The organism is Nocardia macrotermitis (assembly GCF_009604405.1).
In the GTDB taxonomy this organism is placed as follows: Bacteria; Actinomycetota; Actinomycetes; order Mycobacteriales; family Mycobacteriaceae; genus Nocardia; species Nocardia macrotermitis.
In genome coordinates this window covers 582,119-608,758 of record NZ_WEGK01000001.1, presented here as the reverse complement: position 1 = coordinate 608,758, position 26,640 = coordinate 582,119, and the positions used below count along the sequence as shown (strand labels likewise).

At 66.6% G+C, this 26,640-nt stretch carries 30 protein-coding genes; 18 read left to right on the top strand and 12 right to left on the bottom strand.

Translation table 11 applies throughout. The features are described from left to right. Positions 1-53 precede the first annotated feature (53 nt). A complete protein-coding gene (locus NRB20_RS02680; RefSeq protein ID WP_153407525.1) occupies positions 54-413 on the top strand; it encodes an ACT domain-containing protein in 360 nt (119 codons plus the stop codon). A gap of 50 nt (positions 414-463) precedes the next feature. Here the strand turns inward: NRB20_RS02680 and NRB20_RS02675 are convergent, their stop codons facing one another. Next, on the bottom strand, positions 464-1,819 hold the full coding sequence (locus NRB20_RS02675; RefSeq protein WP_153407524.1) for a wax ester/triacylglycerol synthase domain-containing protein: 1,356 nt from the start codon (positions 1,817-1,819) through the stop codon (positions 464-466). 150 nt (positions 1,820-1,969) lie between these two features. Between NRB20_RS02675 and NRB20_RS02670 the strand changes: the two genes are divergently transcribed. Beyond that, on the top strand, positions 1,970-2,218 hold the full coding sequence (locus tag NRB20_RS02670) for a hypothetical protein (protein WP_153407523.1): 249 nt from the start codon (positions 1,970-1,972) through the stop codon (positions 2,216-2,218). Here NRB20_RS02670 and NRB20_RS02665 read toward each other — a convergent pair. Then, positions 2,202-4,199: an APC family permease gene (locus NRB20_RS02665; RefSeq protein ID WP_319944359.1), complete on the bottom strand. Its 1,998-nt coding sequence runs from the start codon at positions 4,197-4,199 to the stop codon at positions 2,202-2,204. The two genes, NRB20_RS02670 and NRB20_RS02665, sit on opposite strands and share 17 nt — an antisense overlap. 379 nt (positions 4,200-4,578) lie before the next feature. On the opposite strand from NRB20_RS02665, the gene NRB20_RS02660 reads away from it, so the two are divergent. Together NRB20_RS02660 and NRB20_RS02655 are read left to right on the top strand one after the other, a co-directional pair. Then, positions 4,579-5,793 carry a PucR family transcriptional regulator gene (locus NRB20_RS02660; protein ID WP_153407521.1) on the top strand — a complete coding sequence of 405 codons (1,215 nt, stop codon included), beginning with the start codon at positions 4,579-4,581 and terminating at the stop codon, positions 5,791-5,793. Between the two features lie 34 nt (positions 5,794-5,827). Then, the gene (locus NRB20_RS02655) at positions 5,828-6,730 is read left to right on the top strand and encodes a class I SAM-dependent methyltransferase (protein ID WP_153407520.1); all 903 of its coding nucleotides are present in this window, start codon (positions 5,828-5,830) and stop codon (positions 6,728-6,730) included. Here the strand turns inward: NRB20_RS02655 and NRB20_RS02650 are convergent, their stop codons facing one another. From NRB20_RS02650 to NRB20_RS02635, 4 genes are all read right to left on the bottom strand, one after another. Then, on the bottom strand, positions 6,731-7,378 hold the full coding sequence (locus NRB20_RS02650; protein WP_153407519.1) for a hypothetical protein: 648 nt from the start codon (positions 7,376-7,378) through the stop codon (positions 6,731-6,733). It abuts the gene before it with no gap. A 135-nt stretch (positions 7,379-7,513) separates the two neighbouring features. Next, positions 7,514-8,080 (bottom strand): TetR/AcrR family transcriptional regulator, encoded by a 567-nt coding sequence (locus tag NRB20_RS02645; RefSeq protein ID WP_153407518.1) that lies wholly within the window; start codon positions 8,078-8,080, stop codon positions 7,514-7,516. Between the two features lie 60 nt (positions 8,081-8,140). Further along, positions 8,141-8,422 carry a hypothetical protein gene (locus tag NRB20_RS02640; protein ID WP_153407517.1) on the bottom strand — a complete coding sequence of 94 codons (282 nt, stop codon included), beginning with the start codon at positions 8,420-8,422 and terminating at the stop codon, positions 8,141-8,143. A 124-nt stretch (positions 8,423-8,546) separates the two neighbouring features. After that, positions 8,547-8,744: a hypothetical protein gene (locus tag NRB20_RS02635; protein ID WP_153407516.1), complete on the bottom strand. Its 198-nt coding sequence runs from the start codon at positions 8,742-8,744 to the stop codon at positions 8,547-8,549. 440 nt (positions 8,745-9,184) lie between these two features. On the opposite strand from NRB20_RS02635, the gene NRB20_RS02630 reads away from it, so the two are divergent. Together NRB20_RS02630 and NRB20_RS02625 are read left to right on the top strand one after the other, a co-directional pair. Then, positions 9,185-9,415 (top strand): DUF397 domain-containing protein, encoded by a 231-nt coding sequence (locus NRB20_RS02630; protein ID WP_227833113.1) that lies wholly within the window; start codon positions 9,185-9,187, stop codon positions 9,413-9,415. A 96-nt stretch (positions 9,416-9,511) separates the two neighbouring features. Then, positions 9,512-10,402, top strand: a complete 891-nt coding sequence (locus NRB20_RS02625; protein ID WP_153407515.1) for a helix-turn-helix domain-containing protein — start codon at positions 9,512-9,514, stop codon at positions 10,400-10,402. Between the two features lie 163 nt (positions 10,403-10,565). On the opposite strand, the gene NRB20_RS02620 is transcribed toward NRB20_RS02625, so the two are convergent. Continuing rightward, on the bottom strand, positions 10,566-10,817 hold the full coding sequence (locus NRB20_RS02620) for a hypothetical protein (RefSeq protein ID WP_153407514.1): 252 nt from the start codon (positions 10,815-10,817) through the stop codon (positions 10,566-10,568). A 435-nt stretch (positions 10,818-11,252) separates the two neighbouring features. Here NRB20_RS02620 and NRB20_RS02615 point away from each other — a divergent pair, with 435 nt between their 5' ends. Continuing rightward, the gene (locus NRB20_RS02615) at positions 11,253-12,113 is read left to right on the top strand and encodes an acyl-CoA thioesterase domain-containing protein (protein WP_153407513.1); all 861 of its coding nucleotides are present in this window, start codon (positions 11,253-11,255) and stop codon (positions 12,111-12,113) included. A gap of 25 nt (positions 12,114-12,138) precedes the next feature. On the opposite strand, the gene NRB20_RS02610 is transcribed toward NRB20_RS02615, so the two are convergent. Continuing rightward, positions 12,139-12,969, bottom strand: a complete 831-nt coding sequence (locus NRB20_RS02610; RefSeq protein ID WP_153407512.1) for an aminoglycoside phosphotransferase — start codon at positions 12,967-12,969, stop codon at positions 12,139-12,141. A gap of 486 nt (positions 12,970-13,455) precedes the next feature. On the opposite strand from NRB20_RS02610, the gene NRB20_RS02605 reads away from it, so the two are divergent. The 6 genes from NRB20_RS02605 to NRB20_RS02580 all read left to right on the top strand — a co-directional run bounded on the left by NRB20_RS02605 (position 13,456) and on the right by NRB20_RS02580 (position 21,505). Then, positions 13,456-14,853, top strand: coding sequence for a lipase family protein (locus NRB20_RS02605; protein WP_153407511.1), 1,398 nt, complete (start codon positions 13,456-13,458; stop codon positions 14,851-14,853). A gap of 590 nt (positions 14,854-15,443) precedes the next feature. Continuing rightward, positions 15,444-16,478, top strand: a complete 1,035-nt coding sequence (locus NRB20_RS02600; protein WP_153407510.1) for an alpha/beta hydrolase — start codon at positions 15,444-15,446, stop codon at positions 16,476-16,478. Positions 16,479-16,707: 229 nt separating this feature from the next. Beyond that, positions 16,708-17,928, top strand: a complete 1,221-nt coding sequence (locus NRB20_RS02595; protein WP_153407509.1) for an esterase/lipase family protein — start codon at positions 16,708-16,710, stop codon at positions 17,926-17,928. Positions 17,929-18,035: 107 nt separating this feature from the next. Further along, a complete protein-coding gene (locus NRB20_RS02590) occupies positions 18,036-19,046 on the top strand; it encodes an alpha/beta hydrolase (RefSeq protein ID WP_153407508.1) in 1,011 nt (336 codons plus the stop codon). A 222-nt stretch (positions 19,047-19,268) separates the two neighbouring features. Then, the gene (locus NRB20_RS02585) at positions 19,269-20,639 is read left to right on the top strand and encodes an ABC1 kinase family protein (protein WP_406603778.1); all 1,371 of its coding nucleotides are present in this window, start codon (positions 19,269-19,271) and stop codon (positions 20,637-20,639) included. A gap of 95 nt (positions 20,640-20,734) precedes the next feature. Then, entirely contained in the window at positions 20,735-21,505 is a 771-nt protein-coding gene (locus NRB20_RS02580; RefSeq protein WP_153407507.1) for a hypothetical protein, read from the top strand. Positions 21,506-21,731: 226 nt separating this feature from the next. Here NRB20_RS02580 and NRB20_RS02575 read toward each other — a convergent pair whose 3' ends face one another. Further along, a complete protein-coding gene (locus tag NRB20_RS02575; protein WP_153407506.1) occupies positions 21,732-22,343 on the bottom strand; it encodes a TetR/AcrR family transcriptional regulator in 612 nt (203 codons plus the stop codon). A 64-nt stretch (positions 22,344-22,407) separates the two neighbouring features. Here NRB20_RS02575 and NRB20_RS02570 point away from each other — a divergent pair, with 64 nt between their 5' ends. The 3 genes from NRB20_RS02570 to NRB20_RS02560 are packed head-to-tail and all read left to right on the top strand — an operon-like array spanning position 22,408 to position 24,206. Further along, positions 22,408-23,277, top strand: a complete 870-nt coding sequence (locus NRB20_RS02570) for an NAD(P)H-binding protein (RefSeq protein ID WP_194289692.1) — start codon at positions 22,408-22,410, stop codon at positions 23,275-23,277. 55 nt (positions 23,278-23,332) lie between these two features. After that, on the top strand, positions 23,333-23,782 hold the full coding sequence (locus NRB20_RS02565) for a MarR family winged helix-turn-helix transcriptional regulator (protein WP_319944356.1): 450 nt from the start codon (positions 23,333-23,335) through the stop codon (positions 23,780-23,782). A 1-nt stretch (position 23,783) separates the two neighbouring features. Next, positions 23,784-24,206, top strand: coding sequence for an organic hydroperoxide resistance protein (locus NRB20_RS02560; RefSeq protein ID WP_153407503.1), 423 nt, complete (start codon positions 23,784-23,786; stop codon positions 24,204-24,206). Between the two features lie 213 nt (positions 24,207-24,419). Here the strand turns inward: NRB20_RS02560 and NRB20_RS02555 are convergent, their stop codons facing one another. Then, on the bottom strand, positions 24,420-24,608 hold the full coding sequence (locus NRB20_RS02555; RefSeq protein ID WP_153407502.1) for a hypothetical protein: 189 nt from the start codon (positions 24,606-24,608) through the stop codon (positions 24,420-24,422). A 6-nt stretch (positions 24,609-24,614) separates the two neighbouring features. Continuing rightward, positions 24,615-24,797, bottom strand: a complete 183-nt coding sequence (locus tag NRB20_RS02550; RefSeq protein ID WP_153407501.1) for a hypothetical protein — start codon at positions 24,795-24,797, stop codon at positions 24,615-24,617. A 323-nt stretch (positions 24,798-25,120) separates the two neighbouring features. Between NRB20_RS02550 and NRB20_RS02545 the strand changes: the two genes are divergently transcribed. Together NRB20_RS02545 and NRB20_RS02540 are read left to right on the top strand one after the other, a co-directional pair. After that, complete coding sequence (locus NRB20_RS02545) at positions 25,121-26,017, top strand: helix-turn-helix domain-containing protein (protein ID WP_319944355.1); 897 nt, start codon at positions 25,121-25,123, stop codon at positions 26,015-26,017. Next, a complete protein-coding gene (locus tag NRB20_RS02540) occupies positions 26,014-26,220 on the top strand; it encodes a DUF397 domain-containing protein (protein WP_319944354.1) in 207 nt (68 codons plus the stop codon). The genes NRB20_RS02545 and NRB20_RS02540 overlap by 4 nt, the downstream gene beginning before the upstream one ends. A gap of 89 nt (positions 26,221-26,309) precedes the next feature. On the opposite strand, the gene NRB20_RS38825 is transcribed toward NRB20_RS02540, so the two are convergent. Further along, entirely contained in the window at positions 26,310-26,444 is a 135-nt protein-coding gene (locus tag NRB20_RS38825; protein WP_264766327.1) for a hypothetical protein, read from the bottom strand. Positions 26,445-26,640: the final 196 nt, after the last annotated feature.

The window sequence follows — 26,640 nt, the reverse complement described above, 5'->3', positions numbered from 1 at the left end:
CGGGCCTGCACCTGGGAGCCTGCGGGTGGGAGGCGGCGGCTTAGGATGGCCCGATGAGTGTCCAGCGGCTGCATGTGGTCCCGTCCCGGTTCGCGGTCGAATACCTCGGGGAGGCAACGTTTCCCGAGGATGACGAGTGGATCGCGCTGGTGCGGGCGCCGGAGGGGTTGACCGTGGTTCGCGATGCCCCGCCGTGGGCCGAGGGGGAGACCTGGATCGGTCTGTACGGTGATCCGGCCAAGCACGGGCGGGACACGAGTATGCCCGCGGCGGTTGTCGGGCCGCTGGCCGAGGCGGGTGTGCCGGTCTTCGTGATCTCCACGTATCACGCGGATCTGGTGCTGGTTCCCGAACATCGGCTCGTCGAGGCCAAAGATGTACTGGCGCAGGCGGGGCACCGCATCGACGGGTGAAAACCTGTGGCGCACAGTGCGTTCCGGCTACCCGGCGCACCGTGCACCGCTCAGGCCCGGGTTGTCAACTCCGCGAACGCATTCCGCAACATATCGCAGTAGACGTCCGGATCGGTGACGATCGCCGGATCGCAGGCCACCGAGACCGCGAACACCTCGCCCGCGCCGACGAAGGAGTGCGCCAGCGCGATGTCCGGATACACCGGCGGCAACATGCCCGCGAAGCGGAATCGGCTGTCCAGCAACGTCAACGCGACATCCGAATCGCAACGAATGCTCGTCAGAATCGTGTGCGCGGGCGCGAGCGGCGGCGGATCGGCGGGCGGCAGGGTCCCGAACTTCGCCCGGTAACTGCGACTGGGCAGCCGATCGATCAACCGCAACCGGTCCAGCTCCCGAGGACTCGAGGCCGAACCGCGACGCTCCCGCAGCGTGGCGTCCACCGCCCGGGCACGCGCGGCGGTATCGGCCTCGCCGGGATGCAGATCCACCACATCCGCGCCGATCCGGTTCACCCCGAGCACCTCGACGTCCGGGATCGCGATCGTGACGAAGGCCGACAGATCCTCCGGGCACGGCAGCGAGTGCTTCTCGAAATACCGTTGCAGCGCAAGCGATATCGCCGCCAACCCGACGGAGGTGATGGTGACCCCGGGGGTCCGCACCGACGCGAGATCCAGCGGGATGGTGCGCATCGCGCGATCCGGTCCGATCCGCTGGTTCAACACCGTCCGGGTCCGCGCGGCCAGGATCGACCAATCGGCCTCCCCCTCGGGTACCACCCGCCGGCTCAGCTCCCGCGCCCCGGAAAGGAATCGCACTGTGCGCCAGGGAATCCGGACCGCATCGGCGATCGCCGCGGGCCACAGCGGCGGCCGCTGCGTGACGCCCGGCTGCCCGTCGATCCGCACCGGCGCGGCCTCGGCCCCGAACAACGCCTCACCCAGCGACGTCATCGCCGGACCCGCCAGCAGCGCATGACTGGTGTGCATCATCACCACGGTGCCCGCACCGGTCAGCGCCTCGATACCCCGCACCCCCGGGAACACGTGCAACCGCCACGCGCGCACCCGCGCGTCCAGCGGCTCGGTCAGCACCCGCGCCATCGCGTCCTGGCACCCGGCCCAGTCCAGCCCCTCGGGATGTGTGACGACATGACTCTCGACCGGGCTGTCGTCGGCCACCCAGAACGGGTGCGTCAGCCCGCCCGGCGCCTCGACGATCCGACGCCGCAACGGTTCCAACGCCGCCGCCCGCGCACCGAAGTACGCGGTGACCTGTTCGCCGGTCGGCGCCGGGCTCTCGCCACTGTCGAACACCCACCACATCGGCCAGTCGGTCGACCGCCCGGACCTGGCCAGATAGAAGAAGGCCGCGTCATTGGCAACCAGCTGTGATTCGCGCATCCGCTGCTCTCGTCGAAGAGTCGATTGCTGAGCACTGTAGCGGCCGGGCGCGCGACTCGATCGCCGGGAGCCGCGGTGCGGAGCGGGCGAAGACGACGAATGGGACCAATGACACTTGTCCGGCGCCGCGGTCCGTGCTTTAAAGGAGTCATGATCTGGGGGGTACTCGTCGTCGCGATAGCGACCGCGATCTTGTTCTCCTCCTTCTTCACCGAGACCTGGGCCCGTGAGGCCGCGCAGCGAGCCGACGATCCGGCGGCGCCCGCACACACCCACCGCGCACTGTGGGACCGGCAGCGACGATTGCAGGCGATCACCCGCTGGTTGCGGATGTGCGCGGTGCTCTACCTGCTGATCGGCCTGCTCGCGGATTGGTTGTGCCTCACCGTGGTCCGGTGATACCGCGACGGATCTCCCCGGGGCTGTGCTGAATTCGTTCCGGCGACCGCGCCCGCGACGACCGCAGCTGATACGGCACGCTGGTCACCATCACGCCGGGTACGAACAGCAGCCGCGCCTTGAGCCGCAGCGAACTCTGGTTGTGCAGCAGGTTCTCCCACCAGCGCCCCACCACGTACTCGGGGATGTAGATCGCGACCACGTCGCGCGGGCGCGAGGTCCGCACCCGCTTGATGTATTCGATGATGGGCCGGGTGATTTCGCGATACGGCGATTCCACCACCTTCAGCGGGATCGGCACCCCGGCCTGCTCCCAGTCCCGCGCGAGCTGGCGGGTGTCGGAGTCGTCCACGTTCACCGAGATCGCGGTGAGGGTGTCGGGCCGGGTGGCGCGGGCGAACTGCACCGCGCGCCGAGTCGCCTTGTGCCAGCTGGAAACCAGCACGATCGCCTGCACGCGCCCCGGCAGCGTCTCGAGCTCGTCCGGATCGACGTCGAGTTCGGCGCGCACCCGCGAATAGTGCCGATGGATACCCGCCATGATCGCCACCAGCACCGGAATCGCGAACACCACCAGATACGCGCCGTGCGTGAACTTGGTGACCATCACCACGATCAGCACCACGCCGGTGAAACAGGATCCGAACGCGTTGATGATCCGCCCGCGATGGATGCGCGCGCGGTCGGCGGAGGTCTCGGCGGTGCGCAGTTCCCGGTTCCAGTGCCGCACCATCCCGGCCTGGCACAGCGTGAACGAGGTGAACACCCCCACGATGTACAGCTGGATCAGCCGCGTGGTCGACCCGTGGAAGGCGTAGATCAGCACACCCGCGACGACCGCCAGCAGGATGATGCCGTTGGAGAACGCCAGCCGATCCCCGCGCGTGTGCAGCTGCCGCGGCATGTAGCGGCGCTGCGCCAGAATCGAATTCAACAGCGGGAAGCCGTTGTACGCGGTGTTGGCCGCCAGGATCAGGATCAGGGCGGTGGTCACCATCAGGTAGTAGAACGCGACGCTGTGCCCGCCGAACACCGCCGCGGAGATCTGCGCGATGACCGTCTTCTGTGCGTCGGTGTTGCAGTTGCCGGGGAAGTTGGTGATATCGCAGGTGTTCTCGGTGACCCGGGTGTGCGAGATCATCGCCAGCGTCGTCACCCCGGCGAACAGCGCGATGGCCAGCCCGCCCATCGCGGTCATGGTGCGAGCGGCGTTGAGCGCCTTCGGTTTGCGGAACGCCGGCACGCCGTTGGAGATGGCCTCGGCCCCGGTCAGCGCGGTGCAGCCGGAGGAGAACGCGCGCAGCAGCAGGAACGCCAGCGCGGCCGAGGACAACCCGATCTGTTCGGGCCGGATCTGATAGTGCGCGCTCTCGGCGACCGGCGCGTGCCCGGCGACGACCTGTCCCAGCCCGACCACGGTCATGATGAGCACGCCGACGACGAATCCGTAGACCGGGATCGCGAAGGTGCGCCCGGATTCCCGCACGCCGCGCAGATTCATCGCGGTCAGCAGGGCGATGAAGCCGATGTTGATCGCCACGCGATACGGATTCAGGTCCGGCAGCGCGGAGATGATGTTGTCCACGCCCGAGGCCACCGACACCGCGACGGTCATGATGTAGTCGACCAGCGACGCCGCCGCGACCACGAGTCCCGCGGTCGGACCGAGGTTCTCCGCGGCCACCTCGTAGGATCCGCCGCCGGACGGGTACGCCTGCACGACCTGCCGGTAGGACAGCGCCACCACCGCCAGCAGCACCGCCACCGCGGCGGACACCCACCAGGCCAGATGCAGATAGACCACACCGCCGAGGGTGAGGATGAGCAGGATCTCCTGCGTCGCGTAGGCGACCGAGGACAGGGCGTCGCTCGCGAAGATCGGCAGGGCGATGCGCTTGGACAGCAGCGTCTCACCGAGTCGATCACTGCGGAACGGGCGCCCGAGCACTAATCGCTTCGCGACATCGATCGGTGAAACCACGATGAGCCAGCCTAAGCGGGAGCGGTTGCTGTTGGGAAACCGGCAGGATGGGGTGGGATAAATATTCTCGCAGGAACCGGACGGATCCCGGCAGTATCGGCCCGGGAGGTTCGGCGAATCACTATTGTAGGGCGGCCGCGGCGGTGGGGTCGGCAGAAACGAGTATTGAGCTAACTTTCAGTCACTTCCGTATGTGTATACGTGTATCGGGTCCGATCCGTGTATCGCAGGATGACGCGTACGTCGATTGTGACCCATCACAGATCCGATATGGGCGAATGCACTCGGGCGACAGCGCCCCGGCTTGTGTGTGCTGACGAGAAGTGTTGCCCGATACTGTAATCGGTGCGCGATTACCGCGGGCGCGGAAGGAGCCACCATGACCGTCACACCCTCGGCCGTCGATCTGACCGTCTCCGGACGTCCGGTCTCCCAGCCGCTGCAGGACGTCTGGAGTCTGTCCCGGCAGATGGTCGATCACTTCATCGCCAATGTCGCCCCCTGCGGCACCCTGCCGGACGATGTGCTGCACGGCGACGTCGCCACCATCACCCGGCTGTGCGTGGAGATGACCACCAGCATGCTCGACGGCGGCGATATCGCCGCGAAGACCGAGCGGGTGCAGGCCGCGGCCGCCGAATGGGCCCGCGAGGGCATTCCGATCGACACCATCCACCGCGCGGTCTACGAGGGTTTCCGGATCGGCTTCGATCTGGTCTTCGCCCAGGCCACCGCCGCGGACTACGACAGCGTGCTGGCCACCGCGCGGCGCATGCTGGAGATCCTGAGCACGCTGACCTCGACGGTGTCGGTGGCCTACGTCAAGGAGTACCGCGCGGTGGTGAGCGAACACCACACCGCGGTGCACACGCTGACCTCCGCACTGCTGGGCGGACATTCCAGCGCGACCATGGCCCGCGAATGCGGCATCGAGATCGCGGCGGAGTATCACGTTCTGGCCCTGTCGATTCCGCCGCATCCCGAGGAACGCAATCCGCGCGTGGACGCGAAGGTGGTGGCGCGCCGCAAACTTCGCCGGGTGCAGGCCGAATTGGCCACGCGCTGCGGCGAATCGGTGCTCTCGCTGCTGAGCGTGGACGGCGGCACCGTGCTGATCCCCGAGAACGCCCTGGACAGCGCCCAACTCGACGAACTGCTGACCTGCCTGTCGACCGCCGCGCAGGTGCCGATCCGGGCGACCGCGGTGCGCGCGAAGGCCGCCGAGATCCCCGACGGCGCGGACCGCGCCCACGAACTGCTCGACATCGTGCACCGGCTCGACTGCGTCGACGGGCTCTACCGATTCGACGATCTGGCGCTGGAATACCAGCTCACCCGCCCCGGCCCCGGCCGCGAATATCTCGGCTCGCTGCTGGACCCGCTGGAGAACCACCCCGACCTGCTGACCACCCTGCAACGCCATATCGCGAACAACCTCAACCGCGGCCGCACCGCGCGCGGACTGCACGTGCACACCAATACGATCGACTACCGGCTCAAGCGCGTCGGGCAGCTCACCGGATTCGACCCGAATCAGCCCTCGGGCCTGTGGTATCTACGATCCGCGCTGGTAGCGCGCACTTATCGAGCGTAGGCGGCGCCGCGCGCGGATCGGTACGGTGGTGATCATGCGCACCGAGGGAGATTCCTGGGACATCACCACCAGCGTCGGATCCACCGCGTTGTTCGTCGCGGCGGCACGCGCCCTGGCGGGCCGGGATCCCGCGGCCCTGGCCGTGGATCCGTTCGCCGAGGTCTTCGTGCGCGCGGCAGGCCCGGACTGGTCCGCGATGCTGGACGACGGCGCGGGCGCGGAGATCCTCGCCGAGTCCGAATTCGGCCGCAGCTTCCAGGAATTCCAGGCCGCCCGCACCCGCTACTTCGACGATTTCGTCGCCGCCGCGATCGACGCGGGCATCCGGCAGGTGGTGATCCTGGCCGCGGGCCTGGACGCCCGTGCCTACCGGCTGCATTGGCCCGAGGACACCGTCGTCTACGAACTGGACCGGCCGCAGGTGCTGGAATTCAAGCGCGAGACGCTGGCCGCCAACGGCGACAAACCGCTCGTCGACCGCCGCGAGGTGGCCGCCGACCTGCGCGAGAACTGGCCGGATGCGTTGCGCGAGCGCGGATTCGATCCCGCCCGCCCGACCGCGTGGCTGGTCGAGGGCTTGCTCATCTATCTCCCCGCCGACGCGCAGGAACAGCTTTTCGGCACCATCGACGCGCTGAGCGTCCCGGGCAGCCGGGTGGCCGTGGAACAGATGGATCCGCTCCCCGAGGACGCGGCCGCGGCCATCGGGGAGATGCCCGACGAGACCGAGACCGGCAGCAACGGCCAGTGGACCGCGCTGATCTACAACGAACCGCGCAGCGAGGTCACCGCCTGGCTCACCGCGCACCACTGGCGGGCCGAACGGACCGATGTGCCCGATTATCTTCGGGCACACGGCCGTCCGGTGCCGAACCGGGATCCGCGCGAGGGCCTGGTGCCCGCGCTGGTCAGCCTGGTGACCGGGATCCGCGCCTGATCACTTGCCGCTGGGATGCCCGACCTTGGCCAGTGCGGTGGTCCAGTCACCCGCGATGGCGCTCTGCGCGTCGGTGAGCGCGACCTTGCCCGAGCACACCAGCGAATGCAGCTGGTTCTCCACGGCGTCCTTCGGGTTGTTGGGTCCGGCGCCGTTCTTGTGGCCGGGGGAGGGCGGCTCGACCCACAGGTTGCGCGGATCGTTCGGGTCGCCGCCGAGTTCGAGCGAGATCAGGTGGTCGTACTCGGCGTCGTGCATGGATCCGGTGTAGTCGTACGACTTCGCGTTGGCCTCCTTCTCACGGCCGGTGATGTTGGCCGGTGGCCGGATCGAGGAGGTGTAGCCGCTGTGACAGATGGTCTGGGCCAGGTTGTCGGCGGCGACCTTCGGATTGGTCGCGCCCGGAGTGCAATTCGGATCGGGCAGCGGCTGCCCGTCCGAGGTCTTGCCGAAATGGCATGTGCCGGGCGCGGGTTGGGCCTGCACCGTATAGGTTCCCGACGGTCCGGGGCCGACCGGTACCGAGGTCGAGAGCTTGGCGTCGGCTGGTTTGACCAGCGGGGCAACCGATTTCGCGGTATGCGTGGAGCAACCGGCGACGAGAACCGGTACGAACAGCGAGATCATCAGAGTCTTACGCGCGAACATGAACTTCCCTCTTGCCGAAGAGCGTCTTACCGAAGAGCGACTGCGAGTTCATTGTGCGGTACGGGTGCGAACACGCGGTGACCGGACACGCGACCAGTTTGCTGTGAGTTCGAAATCCGCTGGCGAGCACCGGTTTCAGGCGTTGCTCGCGCCCCGCTCGTAGATGTCCAGGGCGAGTGCGACCGCGGCGGCGCGGCACTGCTCGTCGGTCAGCTCGACATCGCCCATCATGCCCACGCTCCAGGAGATCGCCAGCAGTGCCTGGCGCGCATGGAAGATCGCCAGCGGATCGCGGGCGGGTCCGGTGATCGCGTCGGCGACCAGCCGGAACTGGTACCGCAGCGCCGAGCCCACGCCGAGCCGCCGGAACGCGGCCTGGTTCTCGTACATGAATCGGGTCATCTCACGCCCGGTGTCGTGCAGCACGGTTCCGTAGCGCCGCAGTATCTCCCGGCCGGTGGCGCGGCCGGGCGGTTGGGTCGCGGCCCAGGCGAGGATCTGTTCGACCCCCTCGCGCAGATCGTCGGCCAGGCTGACGACGATGTCCTCCTTGGCCGGAAAGTGGTAGTACACCGCGGCCTTGGTGATCGCGAGCCGCTCGGCGATCTCGCGTACGGAGGTCTGGTCGTAGCCCTGCGCGGAGAACAACTCCATGGCGACCGCGCGGATCCGGTCGCGGGTGTCGGTGCGCCGACCTGCCACCGTGCCACTCCCATCCTCTGCTCGACCGGACGGCACCGACTGTATCGGTACGGCCGGGAACTAGGACCCCAGCACCGAATTCATCAGCGTGCCCGCACTGGTCGCGACGACGCCGCCGATCAGCGCCCCGGCCACCATCTTCGGCGATTCGAGCGGCCCGCCGCCCCATTTCTCCCAGGCGAAGCGGCCGCCGGCGAAGATGATCGCGCCGGTGCCGGACAGTAGCGCGAACCAGGTGCAGTAGTGCAGCAGCTGCATGAATTTGCCCGCCAGGGGCGGCGCCTGTGGCGTCGGATTCGAGACCTGGGCGAGAACCAATTCGTGTACGGCCGTGAGGATCATGGTGCCCTCGTTCCGCGAGGCGAGTGCGAATGATGCGTCATATTCCATGGTAGGACGCAGCAATGGGCAATTCGCACCGGGATGCCCTGCCGCGGACCGGCTTTCGGTCTACCGGACTTGACGACTACTCGTCGTCCAGGCCGGCGGACAGATAGGCGGCCGCGGCGATCCACTGGCGGCAGCCGACGTGCCGGTCGTGCGCGTGCAGGATGGCGCGGGCGCGCCGATAGGTCAGATCCCGTGGCTCCACACCGCATTCGCCCGGCGGCGCCACGCTCCCGGCGTGCTCGCGGGTGTCTTGCTGCTGAATCACATATGTCATGGGACGCCTCTGGCCGTTCGCTCGCTCGTGCATTGCGGTGGCGATATTGGCGCGGGGGCCCAACCCTCCGGCGTAGTCCGGCCATGTCGTCCCGAATGAGTTTAGGACTCCGTACAGTGCAGATGCAAGAACATCTGCACTGTCGTGAGACGGCGTTTCTGCGCCACGAACCTTGTGGGATCTCACGTATTCGGACGCATTTAACCGACCGACCGGTCGCTATCTGCGATATTTCCGCAGCTGATCGGCTATTGACATGTCAAGATCAAACCTCTTGCCGCCCTTGTTGTTTCGATCGAGCGAACCCTCGATCCGAGGCAACCGGCGTGCTATCGTCAGAACGTCGGTTCATTTGCAAGAACATTTGCGCGAACATCTGCAAGCACCGGCAGGCCGCCACGGGCGGTACGTTCGGAATTGTCTAGTCGGAGGAGACAGAAATGGCCGAGAGCACAGCCGCAGGCATGGGGCGCACGTCCGACCTCGCCTGGCGCAAGAGCACCTTCAGCAACCCCAGCGGCAACTGTGTGGAAGTTGCCGATATGGCCAACGGTCTGGTCGCCGTGCGCAACTCGCGCGATCCGGAGGGGGCCGTACTGGTCTACACCCGGCCGGAGATCGACGCATTCCTGCGCGGAGCCAAGAGTGGGGAATTCGACGATCTGGCTTGATCAGCTGTAACATTGTCTCGGCGCGGTGTGGCCTGCGACCGGGGTTGTTGCGGCCTGCGCTGCCGTTGGTCGTCGAGCATCGGAGTGGATCACAACATGGTCGCAGAACCCGGTCGTTTCGGTCGTGTGGAATCGCTTGCCGCCGATCGTGGTCCGACGGCATTACGGATCGCGGTCGGCGGGCAGCTCCGCAAACTTCGAGAACAGGCCGGTATCACGCGCGAGGCGGCGGGTGAGGAGATTCGCGGCTCGCACGCCAAGATCAGCCGACTCGAGCTGGGCCGCACGGGATTCAAGGAACGTGACATCCGGGATCTGCTCACTCTCTACGGTGTGAACGACGCCGAAGAGCGCGAGACGTTGCTCGAACTCGTCCGCAATGCCAACCAACCCGGATGGTGGCATCGATACAGCGACTTGTTGCCGCCGTGGTTCGAGACCTATCTCGGTCTCGAACACGCGGCCAAGTCGATCAGAACCTTCGAGGGACAACTGGTTCCCGGGTTGTTGCAGACCGAGGAGTACACCCGCGCGGTCATCGCGCTCGGGCACGAGAGCGTGGAGACCACCCGGCGGGTCGAGTTGCGGCGGCGTCGGCAGGAGATCCTGGATCGCTCCGGCGGACCCACGCTGTGGGCGGTCATCGACGAGTCGGTGCTGCACCGGCCGGTCGGCGGGGCCGAGGTGCTGCGAGCTCAGCTGGAGCGTCTGGTCGAGATGTCGTCCTGGCCGAATGTGACGATCCAGGTGCTGCCGTATGCCGCGGGTGGTAATGCGGCGGCGGGCAGTTCGTTCACCATGCTGCGCTTCGCGGAACCGGAATTGCCCGACATCGTGTACCTCGAGCAGCTGACCAGCTCGCTCTATCTGGACCGGCAACAGGATCTGGAGATGTACCGCCAGGTGATGGACCGGCTCAGCGTGCAGGCCGAGCCGCCGGACCGGTCGCGGCGTCTGATGGCCGAAGAAGCGGCCAGACTGAAATAGCCGAATTCGGGCATGGATATTCCGGGCTTTTCGCCCGGAATATCCGAATATGTCCGGGCGCAGGGGAGTTCGTCCGGGCCCAACGGAGAAGCGAAGTCGACGACGGGACCGTCGGCATCGCCCGGCGGCCCCGTCGTCGACTGCGTACTGCTTATATCTCTAGTTACTGCTTGATGCAGCTGGATGCGATGCGCCAGAAGGCTTCTGGCTGCAACGACCTGAAATTCCAATCGTTCACCATCGCGTGCGCGGTGCTGACGATCCGGTCGACATCGAAATCGTCACGTGTTGCCGCGCCGGTGGACTCGACCGCATCGATTACGAAACGTGTTGCGGTTTCCCGCGAATAGACATTGCGCTCGGTCCGGTTTCTGTCAATGATTCCGAGCCGGCCGAGGTCCAATGGCTGGTTCATTCGAACGCCCCTGACGCCACGCCGCGGATGAGCTGGTGACCGGGAAATGTGGGTCCTGGTTCACCCTACGGCTGTCTGGTAGTCCCCTGTACTGCCTTGCGGTTCGAGTCTAGGACCGTGTAGCGAGCATATGCAAGTACATCTGCAACATCGATTGTGCAGTCGCAGTGCGCGTTTCGGGTGCTGCCGGATTGCTGTTCGGCAACGTCGGCGGTATGCGGGGCTGCCGTTACCGCATTGTCGTGTTGCTATCTGGACGCCAGTTCAAATCCGGCGGCAAATCGTCCGGTCGGCAATCTGGAGACCGGGCGGTACGGGCGCGTTCCGCGACGTCGTCGAGGGGGTGATGAGAACACGTTTCATATGCGTGCTATATCTGCCTGGGAAGCAAGATCGGTTACGTGGTGACCGGGAGACGGGCAGGGCGTGGCGCAAATGAGTGAGTTCGACGGCGATCGGTACGGCTACTTCGAGGAGTTGGGCGGCGACCGATTCGCGCCGTATCCGATAGCGGCGAGTCAGTGGTCCGCCGAGCAGGTGGTCGGTCCGGCGCTGTGCGGGCTGCTGGCCCGGGAGCTCGAACGCGCGCACGGCACGGACGGTTTCGTGCCGGTGCGGTTGACCGTCGACATGTTCAAACCCGCGCCCATGCGCGAGCTGACGGTGACCACGCAGCGGGTGCGCGACGGCCGCCGCATCCGGCTCGCCGACGCGACGGTGCTGGCCGACGGCGTAGCCGCGGCGCGGGCGTCGGTGGTGTTCCTGCAACCCTCGCAGGAGCCGCCCGGGGAGATCTGGACGCGCGCGCAGCAGCCGGTGCCGCCGGCGCCGGACGTCGCGCCGGCCTCGACCGGTCCCGACGCGCCGCTGTGGCACAGCGACGCCTCGGGCGAGTGGTCGCGGGTGCCGTCCGAACACGAGAACGCCAGCCGTAAACGCAGCTGGCAGAGTCCGGTCGGGGTGATCGCGGGCGAGGCGACGTCGCCGTTCGCGCGTGCCGCGATGGCCGGTGAGCAGACCAGTATGGTGACCAACTGGTCCGATGCCGGGGTGGGTTTCATCAATACCGATCTGACCGTGGCACTCTCGCGCATGCCGGTCGGCCGCGACATCGGCGTCGAGGCGGACAACCATCTGAGCGAGCGTGGTATCGCGGTCGGCACCGCGACGCTGTTCGATCGGCACGGCGCGTTCGGTAGCTGCATGATCACGGCGGTGGCCAATGCCGCGCGGCAGATCACCGCGAGTCACCTCGACGGTGTGATCGCCGCGCGGGCGAACGGCGGTGCGAGTTAGGCGGTTCGGGGCGGCGGTGCGGGTCTCAGGACACGGCGCGGTGGTCGGCCCAGCGGCGCGCGGCATCGCGCAGGCTGTGTGTCCAGATGTTCGGGCGGCGGTGCGCGGTGGTCTCCCATTCTCCGGCCAGGGCCGCGGAGAACGCCCACAGCTGATGGTGGGTCGCGGTGTGCCAGGCGGGAGTTCGCGCGGCCCACTGTTCGGCCTCGGCCGGTTCGTGCCCGGCCAGAATGAGCCAGACGATCCAGCACGCCGGATCGATCCAGGCCGCGCCACGGGTGGCCCACGGCCAGTCGACCAGCCGTGCCGTGCCGTGCTCGCCGATGATGACGTTGGAATAGTTCCAATCGGTATGCAGCAGCGTGGATCCCGCGAACAGCCTGCGTTCGCCCGGATCGGGTGCGTAGCGGCCCCAGCGCTGTACCGCGTCGTTGATCTCGAGTTCGGGCGGGCAGGGTAGCTCGGCCAGCGCGGCCATGGTCCGGGCCGTGGCCGCGAGATCCGCGTCGATCCGGTAATCGGCGAAATGTCCGGGTATATAATGGAATCCGAGTAGATCCCAGCCCCCGGCGGTGACGTGCCAGCGCATCGGCGGGCCGATCGGGGAGACGTAGGACCACAGATTCGCCTCGCGGCGTTGTGACCACACCTCCGGATCGTTCAGCGGAATGCCCTTGACGAAGGTGCGTTCTCGCGCGGTTTCGAGGACGGCGGCGAGATGGCTGCTGAATCCCGCGTTGACCGGATCCACTCGCAGGATCGGACCGGTCAACACCTCGACCGCGGCCCGCGCGGTCTCCGGTATCTGCTCCCAGCTGTGCCGCAGCGGCGAAGTCTGCGCGCGATCGACTGTCACTCTCGAAGATCTACCGCGAATTCGCCACTGAGGCAAGCCAACTCCGATTTCGTATTTACCGATGCACGATCGGATGTACGAACGTTCGTGCGGCGCGCCGCGCGGCGAGTGATCCGATCGCCTACCGAAGGTTATCGCCGCAGGTGAGGGCTTTGTTAGGGCATCGGGGCCGAAAAGTGTGATGGCACAGGAATAGCGACCGGTCGGTCGGCATCGAAATGTTTGCTGATGGTGTGCCGCGCCTCGGCGTGTGCGGTCTCCGCACCCGGAATGTCCGTTGCCCGCCGCGATCGCGATGATCGCGCTCGGGTGGCGTGCGCGCGGTCCGGGCGGTCTCGAACCGGACTCACCGCGCATACGATCGGAAAACGACCACGCGGCAACACATTCGGCGGACGTACGCTCGAACAACGCGGTGTGGCGGACTCATTTTCGGGGTGGGTGCGCGGTTGGAGGCACCGGGGTGAGTTCGTCTGGGGGTGCGTGATGCGTACTTGGCGTGTCCTGCTCATTGTCATCGCACTGGTCTGCGGCCCGGCCGCGGGTGTCGGATATGCCGGGCCGATACCCGCCGCGCCGAATCCGCCCGCGCTCCCGGCGATTCCGGCGCTGCCGGGTATCAATACGGCCGCGGTGCAGCAGTGGATCAACGCGGTGGTGCCCGCGCCGCCGATCGTGCCGCCGCCGGATCCGATCGCGGCCGCACCGGGGACCTCGGCGGATCTGGTGCGACTGCAACAGGCGGTGATGCCCTCGAATGTCGGGGATCCGATGTTCGACCAGTGGCCCGCGAATCTGGCCGCCGAGACGCCCGGCGCGATCATCGCCGCCCGCGATGTGACCGCGACGGCCGCCGCGGTGCTGGCGGTTCCGGTCCGCCAGGCGCTGTTGCTGAAATTCCGGACCACGGACGCCTACGGCGGACCCTCCTTCGCCACCGCCACCTTGGTGATTCCGGCGACGGCCTGGTCCGGGCCGGGGGAGCGGCCGGTGGTGGTGAACAACCTGGCGATCGACGCGCTCGGACGCGCCTGCACCCCGGGTTACACACTGGCCCACGGGTTCAACTCACACTCGAGCGCCGGTGACGACCTCCCGCCGACGACGCAGCTGGCGGTCCTGCGCGGTTACGCGGTGCTGATTCCCGATCACGAGGGACCGCGAATGGCCTATGCCGAACCATATGTCGCCGGACACGCGGTACTCGATTCGATTCGCGCGGTGCGCAATCTTCGCCCGGAGGAATTCGGCGCCAGCCGTTTCGCCATGCACGGTTACTCCGGCGGCGCGATCGCCACGCGCGGCGCGGTCGGGCTGATCGATTCCTACGCACCGGAATTGGCGACGGTGATCGTCGGCGCGGCGCTGGGCGGCGTACCGGTCGACTACCGGATGCTGGCGGGCAGTATGAACGCGAATCTGGCCTCGGGGATCTTCCTGGCCGCGACCTTCGGGGTGGCGCGGGAACGTCCGGAGATCCTGGGCCGGATGAACAATCTGGCGCGCTGGGCGGCGATCTCGCCGTTGAAGGACACCTGTGACAGCACCTTCGCCCCGATCGGCCTGCTGATGCTGCCCGCCGACGTGGCCGCGGACATGCCCGACGCGCTGCACAGTCCGCTGGCCGACCGGATCTACGCGGTCACCGCCATGAACGGGATGAAATCGCCGGTGCCGCTGTATGTCTACCAGGGGCAACAGGAGTTCTGGATTCCGGCGCAGGGCGCGCACGACTACTACCTCCAGCAGTGCGCGCTCGGCGCGCGGGCGCAGTATCGGAGTGTATTGGGCGAACATCTGATCGCCGACGCGCTCGGTTATCCGGAGGCCGCGGCCTGGTTGGATCAACGGTTGCAGGGGATTCCGGCTCCCGACGAGTGCTGAGATATGCAGTGCGGCACCGGGATTCGGCCCGCGAGAGCGGGTTCTCGGGCGTCGCGCGGTGATGTCCGGGAATTCGCTGTGAATTCCGGCGGATAGCTGTCGCCGACGGGCATTTGTGTGTCGCCCCTAGACGTTCGGTGGGCGATTCATGAATTGTCATCGGATACCGGCAACGCATCGCTGGATGGGTTCCGTAGCCGTATCGTTATCCGCACGCGCCGCCGGTGTTTGCGCGGTCGACGGCGCGAGCAGGTGTTCGGCACCGTACCCGGAACAGGAAGGAGTGCGCCGGTTCGGTTCCCGCACCGACCACTGCCGGGTGGTGCCCCGAAACCACCCACCCGGTGAACGTACCTCCGCACCATGGCAACCGGACTTCCAACCCCTCCCGCCAACTGGTGCGCGTGCGTGTGGATCCGACCCGCCGGACGCAACCCTCACCCCAGCGTCCGGCGGGGTTTCCGCGCCGGTCATTCCCTTGTGACCACCGAGGATGCGCTGCCTTGTTTCGAAGGAGTACGTGTGAGTACGGCCCGGATCGATCGGGATCATGCGCGCGGGCTCGCGCGCGACGCGGGTTCCGGCGTCTCATGACCACGCGTACGCCCCTCGTTGTGGCCGCGGCGCTGGTGGCCTGCGCGATTCTCGCCGCGCCCGTGAGCGCCGATCCGGTACCGCCAGGCCTCGGCTCGGAGTCGAGCCGATCGGCGCTGGTCAGCACCGAGACCCGCGGGCCGCACTGGGAACGCCTTTATGTGCGTTCGGCATCGATGAGCCGGGTGATCCCGGTGGACGTGCTGCGCGGTGCGGGACCGGGACCGCGTCCCGCGCTGTATCTGCTGGACGGCGTGGACGGCTCGCCCACCTCCGACTGGCTGACCAAGGGCCACGCCGACGCGTTCTTCGCCGACAAACCGGTGGATGTCATCCTGACCGGTGACGGCGTCGGCAGCATGTACAGCGATTGGCAGCATTACGACCACACCCTGGGCCTGAACCGCTGGGAGACGTTCCTGATCGATGAGCTGCCGCCGATCGTGGAGGCGTATCTGCACTCCGACGGTCGTCGCGCGGTGGCGGGGGTGTCGATGGGTGCGCAGGGGGCGATGATGCTCGCGCAGCGGCATCCGGGTTTCTACCGTGCGGTGGCCGGAATCAGCGGATGTTATTCCACGGCAGACGATATCGGCGAGGCGCTCACTCGCATCACCGTGGCCTCGCGCGGTGGTAATCCCGAGAATCTGTGGGGGCCACCGAATTCCCCGGCCTGGCTCGCCCACGACAGTTTCCTGAGCGCGGCGAAACTGCGCGGCACCGCGATCTATCTGTCGGCCGCGACCGGGGTTCCGGGGCTGCCCGATCTGGAGACGATCGCCGATTCCGCGAATGTGGTCGGCGCGTTGCAGCAGTCCGGTGGCGGCGCCGCGCTCGAGGCCGGTGCGCTCCGGTGTACCCAGCGGTTCGCGGAACGTCTTGCGCAACTGCGGATTCCGTTCACCGTCGAATACGAGCCGACCGGGACGCACGCGTGGTCGTCCTTCGCCGCGGAGTTGCCGTCGGCATGGGATGCCATTGCGAAGGCGTTCCACGGTCAGGCCAGCAAGATCACCGTTGCGACGCGCTGAGCGTCGGCGTTCGGTACTTCCGAACCTTCCTCGTCTTTTTCATGCCCATATCGCGGTTGTGCACTCTCACCGGGACCGCCCGGTGCGCTAGTGAGTTTTCGAAGAGCCCTGGTCGCACCGTATCGAGCCGCCCTGCCCGGAACCTAGCGTGAGCGCAGTTTCCGATGCCCGGATATCGCTTGCCGGGCAACGGAACCGAGAACACCGTGGTTCAGCAGGAAGGTTTGGAATGAGACGAACTACCCGTGTCCGGTCGTTACGCGCCGTGGTTCTCCTGGGCGTCACACTGCTCACCGTCGGTTTCGGCAGCGTCGGTGCGAGCGCCGCCCCGGCACCGGCACCGGCCCAGCGTCCGACCGGGCAAACGCTCGCCGATTTCATCGCGAAGGGGTTGAAGAACAAGGCCGCCAAGCCGATCGTCGATACCGGTAGCGCCGGTACGGGTTCGGCGTGCACCTCGGGCAGCGGCGCGGGGTCGGGCAACGGGTCCGGTGACTGCTACGGCGGTTCGGGCTCGAGTTCGGGCTCGCAGGGCGGAACATCCTCGGACACAGTCGGTTACGGCCCGGCGAGCACCGCGTTCCTGGCCGCCTTCGGTTATGCGCTGCTGCATCCGAACGTGGCGCCGCCGGGCACCAACGACTGGGGCTGCAAGCCGACCGCGCAGCATCCCGAGCCGGTGGTGCTGGTGCACGGGACCTGGGAGAACGCGTACGACAACTTCGCGTACATCAGCCAGCCGATCAAGAACGCCGGGTACTGCGTCTACACGTTCAACTACGGTCAGTCGAATCTGCTGGCCGGTGGCGGTCTGGGGTCGGTGCTGCCGGGTGCGAACGGTACCGAGAACATCCCGGATTCGGCCAAGCAGCTCTCGGCGTTCGTCGATCGGGTGCTCGCGGCCACCGGTGCGCCGAAGGTGAATATCGTCGCCCATTCGCAGGGCGGGCCGATGTCGCGGTGGTACCTGAAATTCGAGGGCGGTGCGGCCAAGGTCGATCACGAGATGACTTTCGGCGCAACCAATCACGGTACGACCCTGGACGGGATCGGCGCGTTGGGGCGCGCGGTCAACAACTTCGGCATCGATGTGCTGGGTCTGGTCGAGATCTTCGTGGGGCACTCGGGAATTCAGCAGACCGTCGGTTCGGACTTCATCAACAAGCTCAACGCGGGCGGTGACACCGTGCCCGGGGTGAACTACACGGTTGTGGGGACCCGCTACGACGAGGTCACCACGCCGTACACGCTGACGTTCCTGCAACCCGGTCCGGGTGCGACGGTGCACAACATCACCCTGCAGGACGGCTGTGACCAGGACCTGTCCGATCATCTGACGATGATGTACTCGCCGCGGGTGCTCTCGATCATCCTCAACACTCTCGATCCGGGTGCGCCGCTGAAGTGCACCTTCAATCCGTGGCTGTTCGGTGGTGGCGGGAAGCTGTAGATCCTTCATCACGGGTTGCCTGCCGGGACGAATTATCGTGCCCGGCAGGCATACTCGCGTCCAATCACCTTGTCCGGTCGAGGCCGGGCGTGGCATCGAGAGTTTTCATGAATCGAAATATATTGCGTACCAGTGTGTTAGCGGCCGTGGCGAGCGTGGTGGCGGCTGTGCTGGCCGCCGCGCCCGGTGCGGCCGACGCTCCCGACGGCTCGGCGGTGACGGGCACCTGGCCGGTGAACGCGAATACCGTTCAGCTGCGCGTACATTCGGCCGCGATGAACACCAACATCATGGTGAACGTCCAGCGTCCGGCCGATCCGAAAGCGCCCGCGGGGGTGCTGTATCTGCTCAACGGCGGTGGGGGAGGGCAGGATTCGGCGACCTGGCAGCGTAATACCGATGTGCAGCGGTTCCTGTCGGGTAAACAGGTGATCGTGGTGCAACCCGTCGGCGGGCGGTGGAGTTACTACACCGACTGGCGGGCGCGGGATCCGAAACTCGGTCTGTACAAATGGAAGACGTTCCTGACCGCGGAACTGCCGCCGCTGATCGCCGCGAATTTCGCCACCACCGGTGCGAATGCCGTTGCGGGACTGTCGACTTCGGGTACCTCGGTACTACAGCTGCCGATCGCGAAACCCGGCCTGTACCGCGCGGTCGCCGCCTACAGCGGATGTGCGCAGATCAGCGATCCGATCGGGCGGGAATTCGTGAAACTCGCGGTCGAGGACTGGGGCGGCGGGGACACGGTGAACATGTACGGACCCGACGACGATCCGATGTGGGCCGCCAACGATCCGTACGTGCACGCCGCCGGGCTGCGCGGGCTGAAACTGTTCGTTTCGAGTGGTTCGGGCATACCCGGGATGTACGACACCTACAACGGCCCGCACATGCTGCCCGGGGTGTCGGGTTACGCCGATCAGATGGTGATCGGCGGCGTCATCGAGGCGGCGGTGAACTGGTGTACGCACAATCTGCGCACCCGTCTCGGACAACTCGGCATCCCCGCGACCTTCGATTTCGAACCGGCGGGCACGCATTCCTGGGGATATTGGCAGGATGCGCTGAAACGATCCTGGCCGGTGCTGGCGGCGGGGCTCGGCGTTCCGGCGTGAACCGGGACCCCGGCGTCCGGGTCGTACACTCGGTGCCGTACACCTGGATGCCGGTGTCCGGGCGGGGCTGCGATCCGGGGCCGTTCGGTCGGCAGGGTGAGTGATACGGACGAGGTGGTCGAGAGCGATGCGGACGGCGAGCGAGGAGATGGTCGGCATATCGGGCAGCACGCGGTGGGACGGTCGCGCGGATGCGGCGGGCGCACGGTGACGGCGGAATCGGTGACGGCCTCGACTCCGTCGGATGAGCGGGTGGTGCGTCCGGCACTGGAGAAATTCGGGTTCGCGGAGTTCCGGCGGACCGCGGTCATCGGCTCGGTGCTCGGCGGCTGCACGCTGCGCCGGGTGATGCGCGGCGGGCTGCGCAGGGCCAAGCGGCGGCACGCCATGGCCGACGGCGTGGTCGACGGCTTCGAGATGCTCGGCCCGATGTTCGTCAAGCTCGGGCAGTTGATCGCCTCCTCGCCGGGTGCGTTCCCGCCCGAACTCGCCGACGCCTGTCTGCGCTGCCTGGACGACGTGCCGCCGTTCCCCGGCGTGGATGCGCGCAGGATCGTCGAGGCCGATCTGGGGCATCCGATCGAGGAGTTGTTCCGCGAGTTCGACAACACCCCGCTGTCGGCGGCGTCGGTGGCGCAGGTGCACGGGTGTGTGCTGGCCGACGGGCGACCCGCGGTGGTGAAGGTGCAGCGGCCCGATATCGCGCGGCGGATGATCGTGGATCTGCGCGCGGCGTTCCGGTTGGCGCGGATGATGGAGCGGCGGTCGGAGAACGCGCGGGTCGCCAATGTCGGTGGCGTGGTTCGCGATCTGTACGAGACGACCGTCGCCGAACTGGATTTCCGCAACGAGGCGGCCAATCAGGCCCGCGCCCGGGAGAATCTGCACGCCTTCGGCGACAACGCCGGGGTCGCGATTCCCGAGGTGTATCCGGAGTATTCGGGGCCGCGGGTGCTGTGCATGGAACGGATGAGCGGGCTGCCGCTGGACCGGTTCGACGATATCCGCGCGGCGTATCCGGATCCGGAGTTGCTGATCCGGCGGTTGGTCAAGGCGTGGCTGGAAAGCGTTGTGGTGCACGGGCTTTTCCACGGCGACGTGCACGCGGGCAATCTGTGGCTGCTGGACGACGGGCGGGCGGCGATGCTCGATTTCGGGATCGTCGGCACGATGACGCCGCCGTGGCGGGATTTCGTGCGCGCGCTGTTCCACGCCAGTGCCATCGACGGGGATTTCCGGCCGGTGGCGCGCGCGTTGCGGGAGTTGGATCTGGTCGAGGCCGATGCCGGTGACGATGCGACCATCGGCCGCCAGCTGGCGACCGCGCTCGCGCCGGTGCTGTCGGGCAAACTCGCCAAACTGGATATGGGCAAGGTTGCCGCGCGGCTGGTCGAATTCGGTAAGCGGCGTGGCGCTTTCGGTCCTGAGCAGCTGATTCTGATGGGTAAGCAGCTCGGGTATTTCGAACGCTACGCTGTTGCGCTGGCGCCGGGCTGGCGGTTGGGGCAGGATCTGTACCTGTTCCGCAATGTATTTCCCGACGAGGTGGTCGCCAAGGCCGCCGCGGAGGGTGTCGAACTTCCCGCGGACTAGTTGATCTCCGGCCTGTCGATCCCGGTCGTGAGCTACGGTGCTGTACCGGATTTTTTCATGCAGGCCAACCGATCATGTGCCGACGGAGGACAGCGATGGACGGGCCCGACACCTACAGCTGGGAAATCACCTACACCAGGTTCGACGGCACCAGCCGGGTGGATCGCGGTGGGGGACAGTTCGGTTCGCCCGAGGAGGTCACCGGCCGGGTCTGCCGCACCTTCATCGAGGTGGGTACCGCGCTGTTCGACGTCAGCTGTGACGAGATCACCGAGCAGCACTACCACGATGTGCTGGACGCCCTGGTCGAGGATCGTCCCGAGCCGGGGCAGCCGGTCCAGCGCGTCGGCGCGGTGATCTTCGATCACGAAGGCGCGGAACGGATGTCGTTGGCCGCGCCGCTGGTCTACCGCACGGTGAGCGTGACCGATGTCGAGGACTATCGCGAGCAGTTGGCCGAATGGGATCGTCGTGACGCCGAACGTCGCGCCCGCCGCGCCAAGGCCGCCGCGGACGCGGGCCGCCCCAGCATCCAACCCCTCGATCCCCGGCTCCGCGGCTTGATCTCCAACCTGCATCTCGAGGCCGACACTGTCCGCGAGGAGATCTTCACCCCCGACCACTGCCGCGAACAGCTGGCCCTGGCCGAGAACACGGTGTCGGCCGCCACCGCCGCCCGGACCGCCGCCGAAGCCAGTGGCAACATCCCCGAAGCGGCCCACGCCCACGCCTACATCCAGCGCTGGCAACCCCGCATCACCCGCTGGGCCAGCATGCTCGAACTGACCACCGAGGCGTACATGGATGCCGCCGCCGTCGACGCGGAAGCCGAACGGCTGGCGAACATTCCGCCGATCGAGGACTGAGGGACGCCACTTCCGCACGGACCGTGGGTGGCGTCGACGGCGTGCCCGCGAGGATCCGGGTGGCGGGATCCAACTCTCGGCCGCTGTGGTGGCGGCCGAACACGGTACCTCATCGCGGTGGGTGGGTTGATCGAACACCACCCTCATCACCCGTGTTCTGTCCGATTCGTGAAAGCTGTTCCACCACAGCAGATTCGGGAGTCGGCCGTCGCTGTTCGCCGACTGATCATGGTTCGGCGGCGTCCCGGGAGCGAGGCGGTCGCAGGCCGTCCAGCACGATGGTGACACGGCGGGTTCGGTCGGTGTCGCCGGGAGCGGGGTGGGCGTCGACGGCCAGCACCGCGGCGGCGATGGCGTGGATGTCGGCCAAGTCGACGTCATCGCGGATGGTGCCCTGAGCTTGGGCCTGTTCGAGCAGGTGAGTGAGTTCGGCGTCCATCTGCCGACCCGCCTCGCGCATCTCCTCGGTACTACCGGCCTCCTCGAAAACCGCTGCCATGGAACGGTTGTCGCGAGCATTGACGACGGTCGCGGTGAGAAACGCCAGGAAGGCGTCGCCGGGGTCGTGTTCGGCGCGCAGGTCCTGTGCGAGTTGCGTCAGTTCGTGGAGTCGGTCGGTGATGATCGCGGCGAACAGGGCCTGTTTGGTGGGGAAGTGGCGGTGCACGGTGCCCTGGGCGACGTTCGCGCGGCGGGCGATCTCGCGCAGATTCGCCTGGGGGCCCAGGTCGTCGAAGGCGGATCGGGCCGCGGCGAGGATCTTGGTGCGGTTGTCGCGCGCGTCGGCACGCAGCGGGCGGTCGGGCACCGGCACACTCCCGTCTGGTAAGCGGGTCATCTGACCCGTATAGTTTCAAGCGGGTCAAATGACCCGGTTCATTTCGGAGATTACAGGGGTTCGTATGTTTCTCGTGACCGGAGTCGGCGGCGAACTGTTCGGGCGGCCCGTGCTGGATGGGTTGCGGCGGTTGGTTCCCGATGTGGACATCGTCGGTGGCACTCGTGATCCGGAGGCGGTCGGTGCGCTGGCCGGGTCCGGAATTGCCTTGCGGCGCTTCGATTTCGATGTGCCCGACTCGATGATGGCCGCGTTCGACGGGGTGACGGCGGTGCTGATCAACGGCACCAACTACGGCACCCCGGCCGAGCGTCGGGGCGTGCAGCATGCCGCGGCGATCCGGGCGGCCGTGGCGGCGGGTGTGCCGCGCATCGTCTATGTGAGTTGGCCCGATCCCGAGCAGTATCCGCCGCCGATGATGTCCGACTTCGCGGCTTCGGAAGCGTTGCTGCGCAACCTGTCCGGGGAGGCGACGATTCTGCGCACCACGTACGGGCTGGCGCAGACGGTCGGTCGTGATGTGGCGACGGCGATCGGCGCGGGGGTGCTCGCGGCTCCGGCGGGGCGGGCGCGCTGTGCTCCGGCGCACATCGATGATCTTGCCGAGGCTGCCGCGCGGGTGCTCGTCGACGATCGGTATCGCGGGCGGTGTTGCACGTTGACCTCGGCGGACAGTGTCGACTGGGACGATCTGGCGGAGTTGGCGGGGACGATTGCGGGGAGGCGGATCGAATATCGGCCCGTCGGGGATGAGGAGTTCCTGAATATGGTTGTCTCACAGGGGATTTCGGGGGAGATGGCCGATGTGCTGCTCGGGGTTTATCGCGCGTTTCGTGAGGGGTGGACCGGGACTCCTGGCGGGGATCTGGGCGAGATTCTGGGGCGTGTGCCGCGGCCCGCGCTGGACGCCGTATCTGCGGTCGTCGCCCGGTGACGGGATCGTTCAGGAATGGTTGCGCGCAACTTAGTTGTGTACTACATTGTTGGACGTGACCGATCAACTGGCTCTGGATCAGCAGCTGTGCTTCGCGCTGTACTCCGCATCGCGGTCGATGACGGCGGTGTACCGGCCGAAGCTGGAGGCGATGGGGCTGACCTATCCGCAGTATCTGGTGATGCTGGCGCTGTGGGAGCAGCGGGAGGGTCGCAGCGTCGGGGAGTTGTGCGCGGCGCTGAAGTTGGATTCGGGCACGTTGTCGCCGCTGCTCAAGCGGCTCGAAGTGGCTGGTTTGGTGACGCGGAATCGTTCGGCGGTCGATGAGCGCCGCGTCGAGATCGAGCTCACCGAATCCGGTCGGGCGCTGCGGGCACGCGCCTGCGGCATCCCGGCCGAGATCGGCGAGGCCGCCGGAATGTCATCGGAAGATATCGGGACGCTGTACGCACTGCTGCAGCGCCTCAACGGCGCATTGAGCGCCCATACCGCGAAGGAGAACTGAGATGCAGGTCCTGTACACGGCAGAGGCGCTGTCCACCGGCGACGGCCGCAACGGTCACGTCCGCACCACCGACAACAAAATCGATGCGGCCCTGGCCTTCCCGAAGGAGATGGGCGGCTCGGGCGAGGGCACCAACCCGGAGCAGCTCTTCGCCGCCGGATACTCGGCGTGCTTCCACTCCGCGCTGCGCATGGTCGGCACCAAGGCCAAGGCGAACATCGACGACTCCGCCGTCGGCGCCCGCGTCGGCATCGGCCCCAACGACGAGGGCGGCTTCAAGCTGGAAGTGACCCTCGAGGTCACCCTCCCGCACCTGACCCGCGACCAGGCCCAGGAACTGGCCGACGCCGCCCACCAGGTCTGCCCCTACTCCAACGCCACCCGCGGCAACATCGACGTCCGCGTGATCGTCGCCGAGGACTGATCTCCCCGGGGAACGGGCCGCGTCGTCATGGACGACGCGGCCCGTTCTCGTTGTCCCGGAGGGCAATTCGAAGTCACTGCGTGTTCGACTTCAGGACCGCAAGCTATGTAGAGTCAGGGACTATGGCCGATCGTTCACTCCCGCCCCAGGGAGGGGCGGTCGGTTCTATCTTCCTGACAACCTCCGTTGTGTGGGTTACTCATCGGGCCGCGTTCAGATGCCGAAGTGTGGCTGATCGGCGGGAACGAGACGTTGCGCCTGGATCAGGCGGGTCTTCGCCTGGCGTTTGACCGCGCAGATGGTGACCGGACAGTCGATGTGCCACTGCATGATTCGGTGGGCGAGTTCGATCGACATCACTGCCAGCGGTGCGTGATCGGTCGGCGGAAGGATTTCGACCACGGTCCGTCACCTCGCGGCCGGATCGGTGGACGCCCAGGCGCGCAACGCATCCCGGACGCGGTGGATCAGCTCCGGGGTCGGATCGTCCACCTCCGGTAGCGTGCCCGCGTCCGGGCAGTTCGCCGACCACGCCCAGTGGGCGCCGGGTGATCGCCGAGGCAACGCGCAATCCGGTTGGGATTTCAACATGGTTCCGCCCCTTCATATTTCATGGCGTCGATTGGGATCCCGCGACGACGAAACACCTCACTCGCCGACCTGCGGACGAACGACGCGGACTCGGGTACGCTGTGGATCGAGCCGCATCCGAGGGCCAATTCGGTTGAGTGGCTTGCCGATCCGTTTCCCCTGTCGCCGGGGTGTCTCCAGGAGAACACTGGATAAACCGAGATCTCAAGCGCACCATGCACATGCATCTCAGGTTTTCCGAAACCCCAGAGCGGTTCGCAGCGTTCCATTCGATTTCTCTCATCATGCAAACCGCCATCGCTCACCATGCAAACGGAGGGACCGTGACGACGAACGACAGCAGCGATGACAACTCGACTACATTGCCGCGCCGACAGCTGGGTCAATACCTCAAGGAGAACCGGTTGGGCGCCGGTCTGAAACTCGAAGAGGTCGCACCGCTCATGCAATGGTCCGCGTCCAAACTGTCGCGTATCGAAGCGGGCAAGTCTCCGAACGTGCGGGTCATCGACGTCGAAGCGCTGTGCGGGATTTACGACATCGAGGATGCGGAGGTGGTGGCCGGACTCGTCGGCCTGGCGAAGCAGAGCGCTGGAAAGAGTTGGTGGCAGGCGTATGACGACATCATGAGCGGCAATTTCGACCTCTATGTCGGCATGGAATCCAGCGCCAAACATATCCAGATCTTCCGGCCTGACACGCCGAGTGGACTATTCCAGACAATGGCCTACGCTCGCGCGGCGGACCGAATCTACTTCTCGGATATCACCGACGAAGAACTCGATCGCCGCATCGAGCTGAAGACAAAACGTCAAGCGCTGATCACACGAAAGACCAATGCGCCGACGATCGAGCTGGTGCTGCAAGAAGGCGCTCTGCGAACGGTGCTCGGCGGACCGGAAGTGATGCGCGATCAGCTGATTCACCTGGCAAATATGCCGATCAACGTGACTGTCAGAATCCTGCCGTTCACAGCGGGCTTTCCGCTCGGCACCGCGCCCGGCCCCTTCACGATCCTGGACTTCGGTCAGGATGTGAAGGGACGCAAGGTATCTCCGACTGTGGTCTACATCGAGTCTTACGCTGGCGACATGTACCTGGAGCGCACCAAGGATGTGGGCAGGTATCGTCGGGCGTACGACGTCATGCAGCAATCGTCGCTTGACGTCGCGTCCAGCAAACGCCTGTTGAGGCAGGTAGCGAAGGAGTACCGAGCGTGAATGTCGACCTGACGGGGGCCAAGTGGTTCAAGTCCAGCCGCAGCAATGCTGGTAAGGATTGCGTGGAGGCAGTCTTCCTCGATCGCGGCCTGGTAGGTGTCCGCGACTCCAAGAACCCGACAGGCCCAGCCCTGATCTTCACCCCCAGCGAGTGGGACGCCTTCACCGCAGGCGTCACACACGGTGACTACGACCGCTCCTGAGAAGATCCGACGGCCCGGTTCCATCTCGGAGCCGGGCCGTCAATCCCCGATGTGTCGCGGTCGGGGCTGAGGGGGTTTCCCGGGTGGGATCAGCGGCCGGTGACGGTTTGGCCGGGGCGGAGGACCGTTCCGCATTCGCCGGTCTTCTGGTAGTCGGGCAGCAATACGCGCTGGAAGGGATTCTCGAGACGGTCGGCAAGGAGGTGGCCGGATTCGGAATCCATGTCACCGCAATCGAACCCGGGTCGTTCCGGACCGATTGGGCGGGGCGTTCGATGGTGCGGGCCGAACGCAGATTCGCTGACGCGGCCGGGCAACATCACGACCGGCCTCATCCGACGGTCCGTGTTCATCGGGCGTATCGGCGGTAGTGCCGCATTCGTGCCGCGATGATGATAGATCTCTCGTATCTTCTCACCA

Coding starts and splice junctions, on each gene's coding strand:
- NRB20_RS02635 (WP_153407516.1), bottom strand. CDS start 8,744: ATGACATATGTGATTCAGCAGCAAGACACCCGCGAGCACGCCGGGAGC.
- NRB20_RS02640 (WP_153407517.1), bottom strand. CDS start 8,422: ATGATCCTCACGGCCGTACACGAATTGGTTCTCGCCCAGGTCTCGAAT.
- NRB20_RS02575 (WP_153407506.1), bottom strand. CDS start 22,343: ATGACCCGCTTACCAGACGGGAGTGTGCCGGTGCCCGACCGCCCGCTG.
- NRB20_RS38825 (WP_264766327.1), bottom strand. CDS start 26,444: ATGGATTCCGAATCCGGCCACCTCCTTGCCGACCGTCTCGAGAATCCC.
- NRB20_RS02625 (WP_153407515.1), top strand. CDS start 9,512: ATGGTCGCAGAACCCGGTCGTTTCGGTCGTGTGGAATCGCTTGCCGCC.
- NRB20_RS02560 (WP_153407503.1), top strand. CDS start 23,784: ATGCAGGTCCTGTACACGGCAGAGGCGCTGTCCACCGGCGACGGCCGC.
- NRB20_RS02620 (WP_153407514.1), bottom strand. CDS start 10,817: ATGAACCAGCCATTGGACCTCGGCCGGCTCGGAATCATTGACAGAAAC.
- NRB20_RS02595 (WP_153407509.1), top strand. CDS start 16,708: ATGAGACGAACTACCCGTGTCCGGTCGTTACGCGCCGTGGTTCTCCTG.
- NRB20_RS02615 (WP_153407513.1), top strand. CDS start 11,253: ATGAGTGAGTTCGACGGCGATCGGTACGGCTACTTCGAGGAGTTGGGC.
- NRB20_RS02570 (WP_194289692.1), top strand. CDS start 22,408: ATGTTTCTCGTGACCGGAGTCGGCGGCGAACTGTTCGGGCGGCCCGTG.
- NRB20_RS02660 (WP_153407521.1), top strand. CDS start 4,579: ATGACCGTCACACCCTCGGCCGTCGATCTGACCGTCTCCGGACGTCCG.
- NRB20_RS02600 (WP_153407510.1), top strand. CDS start 15,444: ATGACCACGCGTACGCCCCTCGTTGTGGCCGCGGCGCTGGTGGCCTGC.
- NRB20_RS02630 (WP_227833113.1), top strand. CDS start 9,185: ATGGCCGAGAGCACAGCCGCAGGCATGGGGCGCACGTCCGACCTCGCC.
- NRB20_RS02675 (WP_153407524.1), bottom strand. CDS start 1,819: ATGCGCGAATCACAGCTGGTTGCCAATGACGCGGCCTTCTTCTATCTG.
- NRB20_RS02590 (WP_153407508.1), top strand. CDS start 18,036: ATGAATCGAAATATATTGCGTACCAGTGTGTTAGCGGCCGTGGCGAGC.
- NRB20_RS02670 (WP_153407523.1), top strand. CDS start 1,970: ATGATCTGGGGGGTACTCGTCGTCGCGATAGCGACCGCGATCTTGTTC.
- NRB20_RS02680 (WP_153407525.1), top strand. CDS start 54: ATGAGTGTCCAGCGGCTGCATGTGGTCCCGTCCCGGTTCGCGGTCGAA.
- NRB20_RS02605 (WP_153407511.1), top strand. CDS start 13,456: ATGCGTACTTGGCGTGTCCTGCTCATTGTCATCGCACTGGTCTGCGGC.
- NRB20_RS02580 (WP_153407507.1), top strand. CDS start 20,735: ATGGACGGGCCCGACACCTACAGCTGGGAAATCACCTACACCAGGTTC.
- NRB20_RS02655 (WP_153407520.1), top strand. CDS start 5,828: ATGCGCACCGAGGGAGATTCCTGGGACATCACCACCAGCGTCGGATCC.
- NRB20_RS02650 (WP_153407519.1), bottom strand. CDS start 7,378: ATGTTCGCGCGTAAGACTCTGATGATCTCGCTGTTCGTACCGGTTCTC.
- NRB20_RS02550 (WP_153407501.1), bottom strand. CDS start 24,797: ATGTTGAAATCCCAACCGGATTGCGCGTTGCCTCGGCGATCACCCGGC.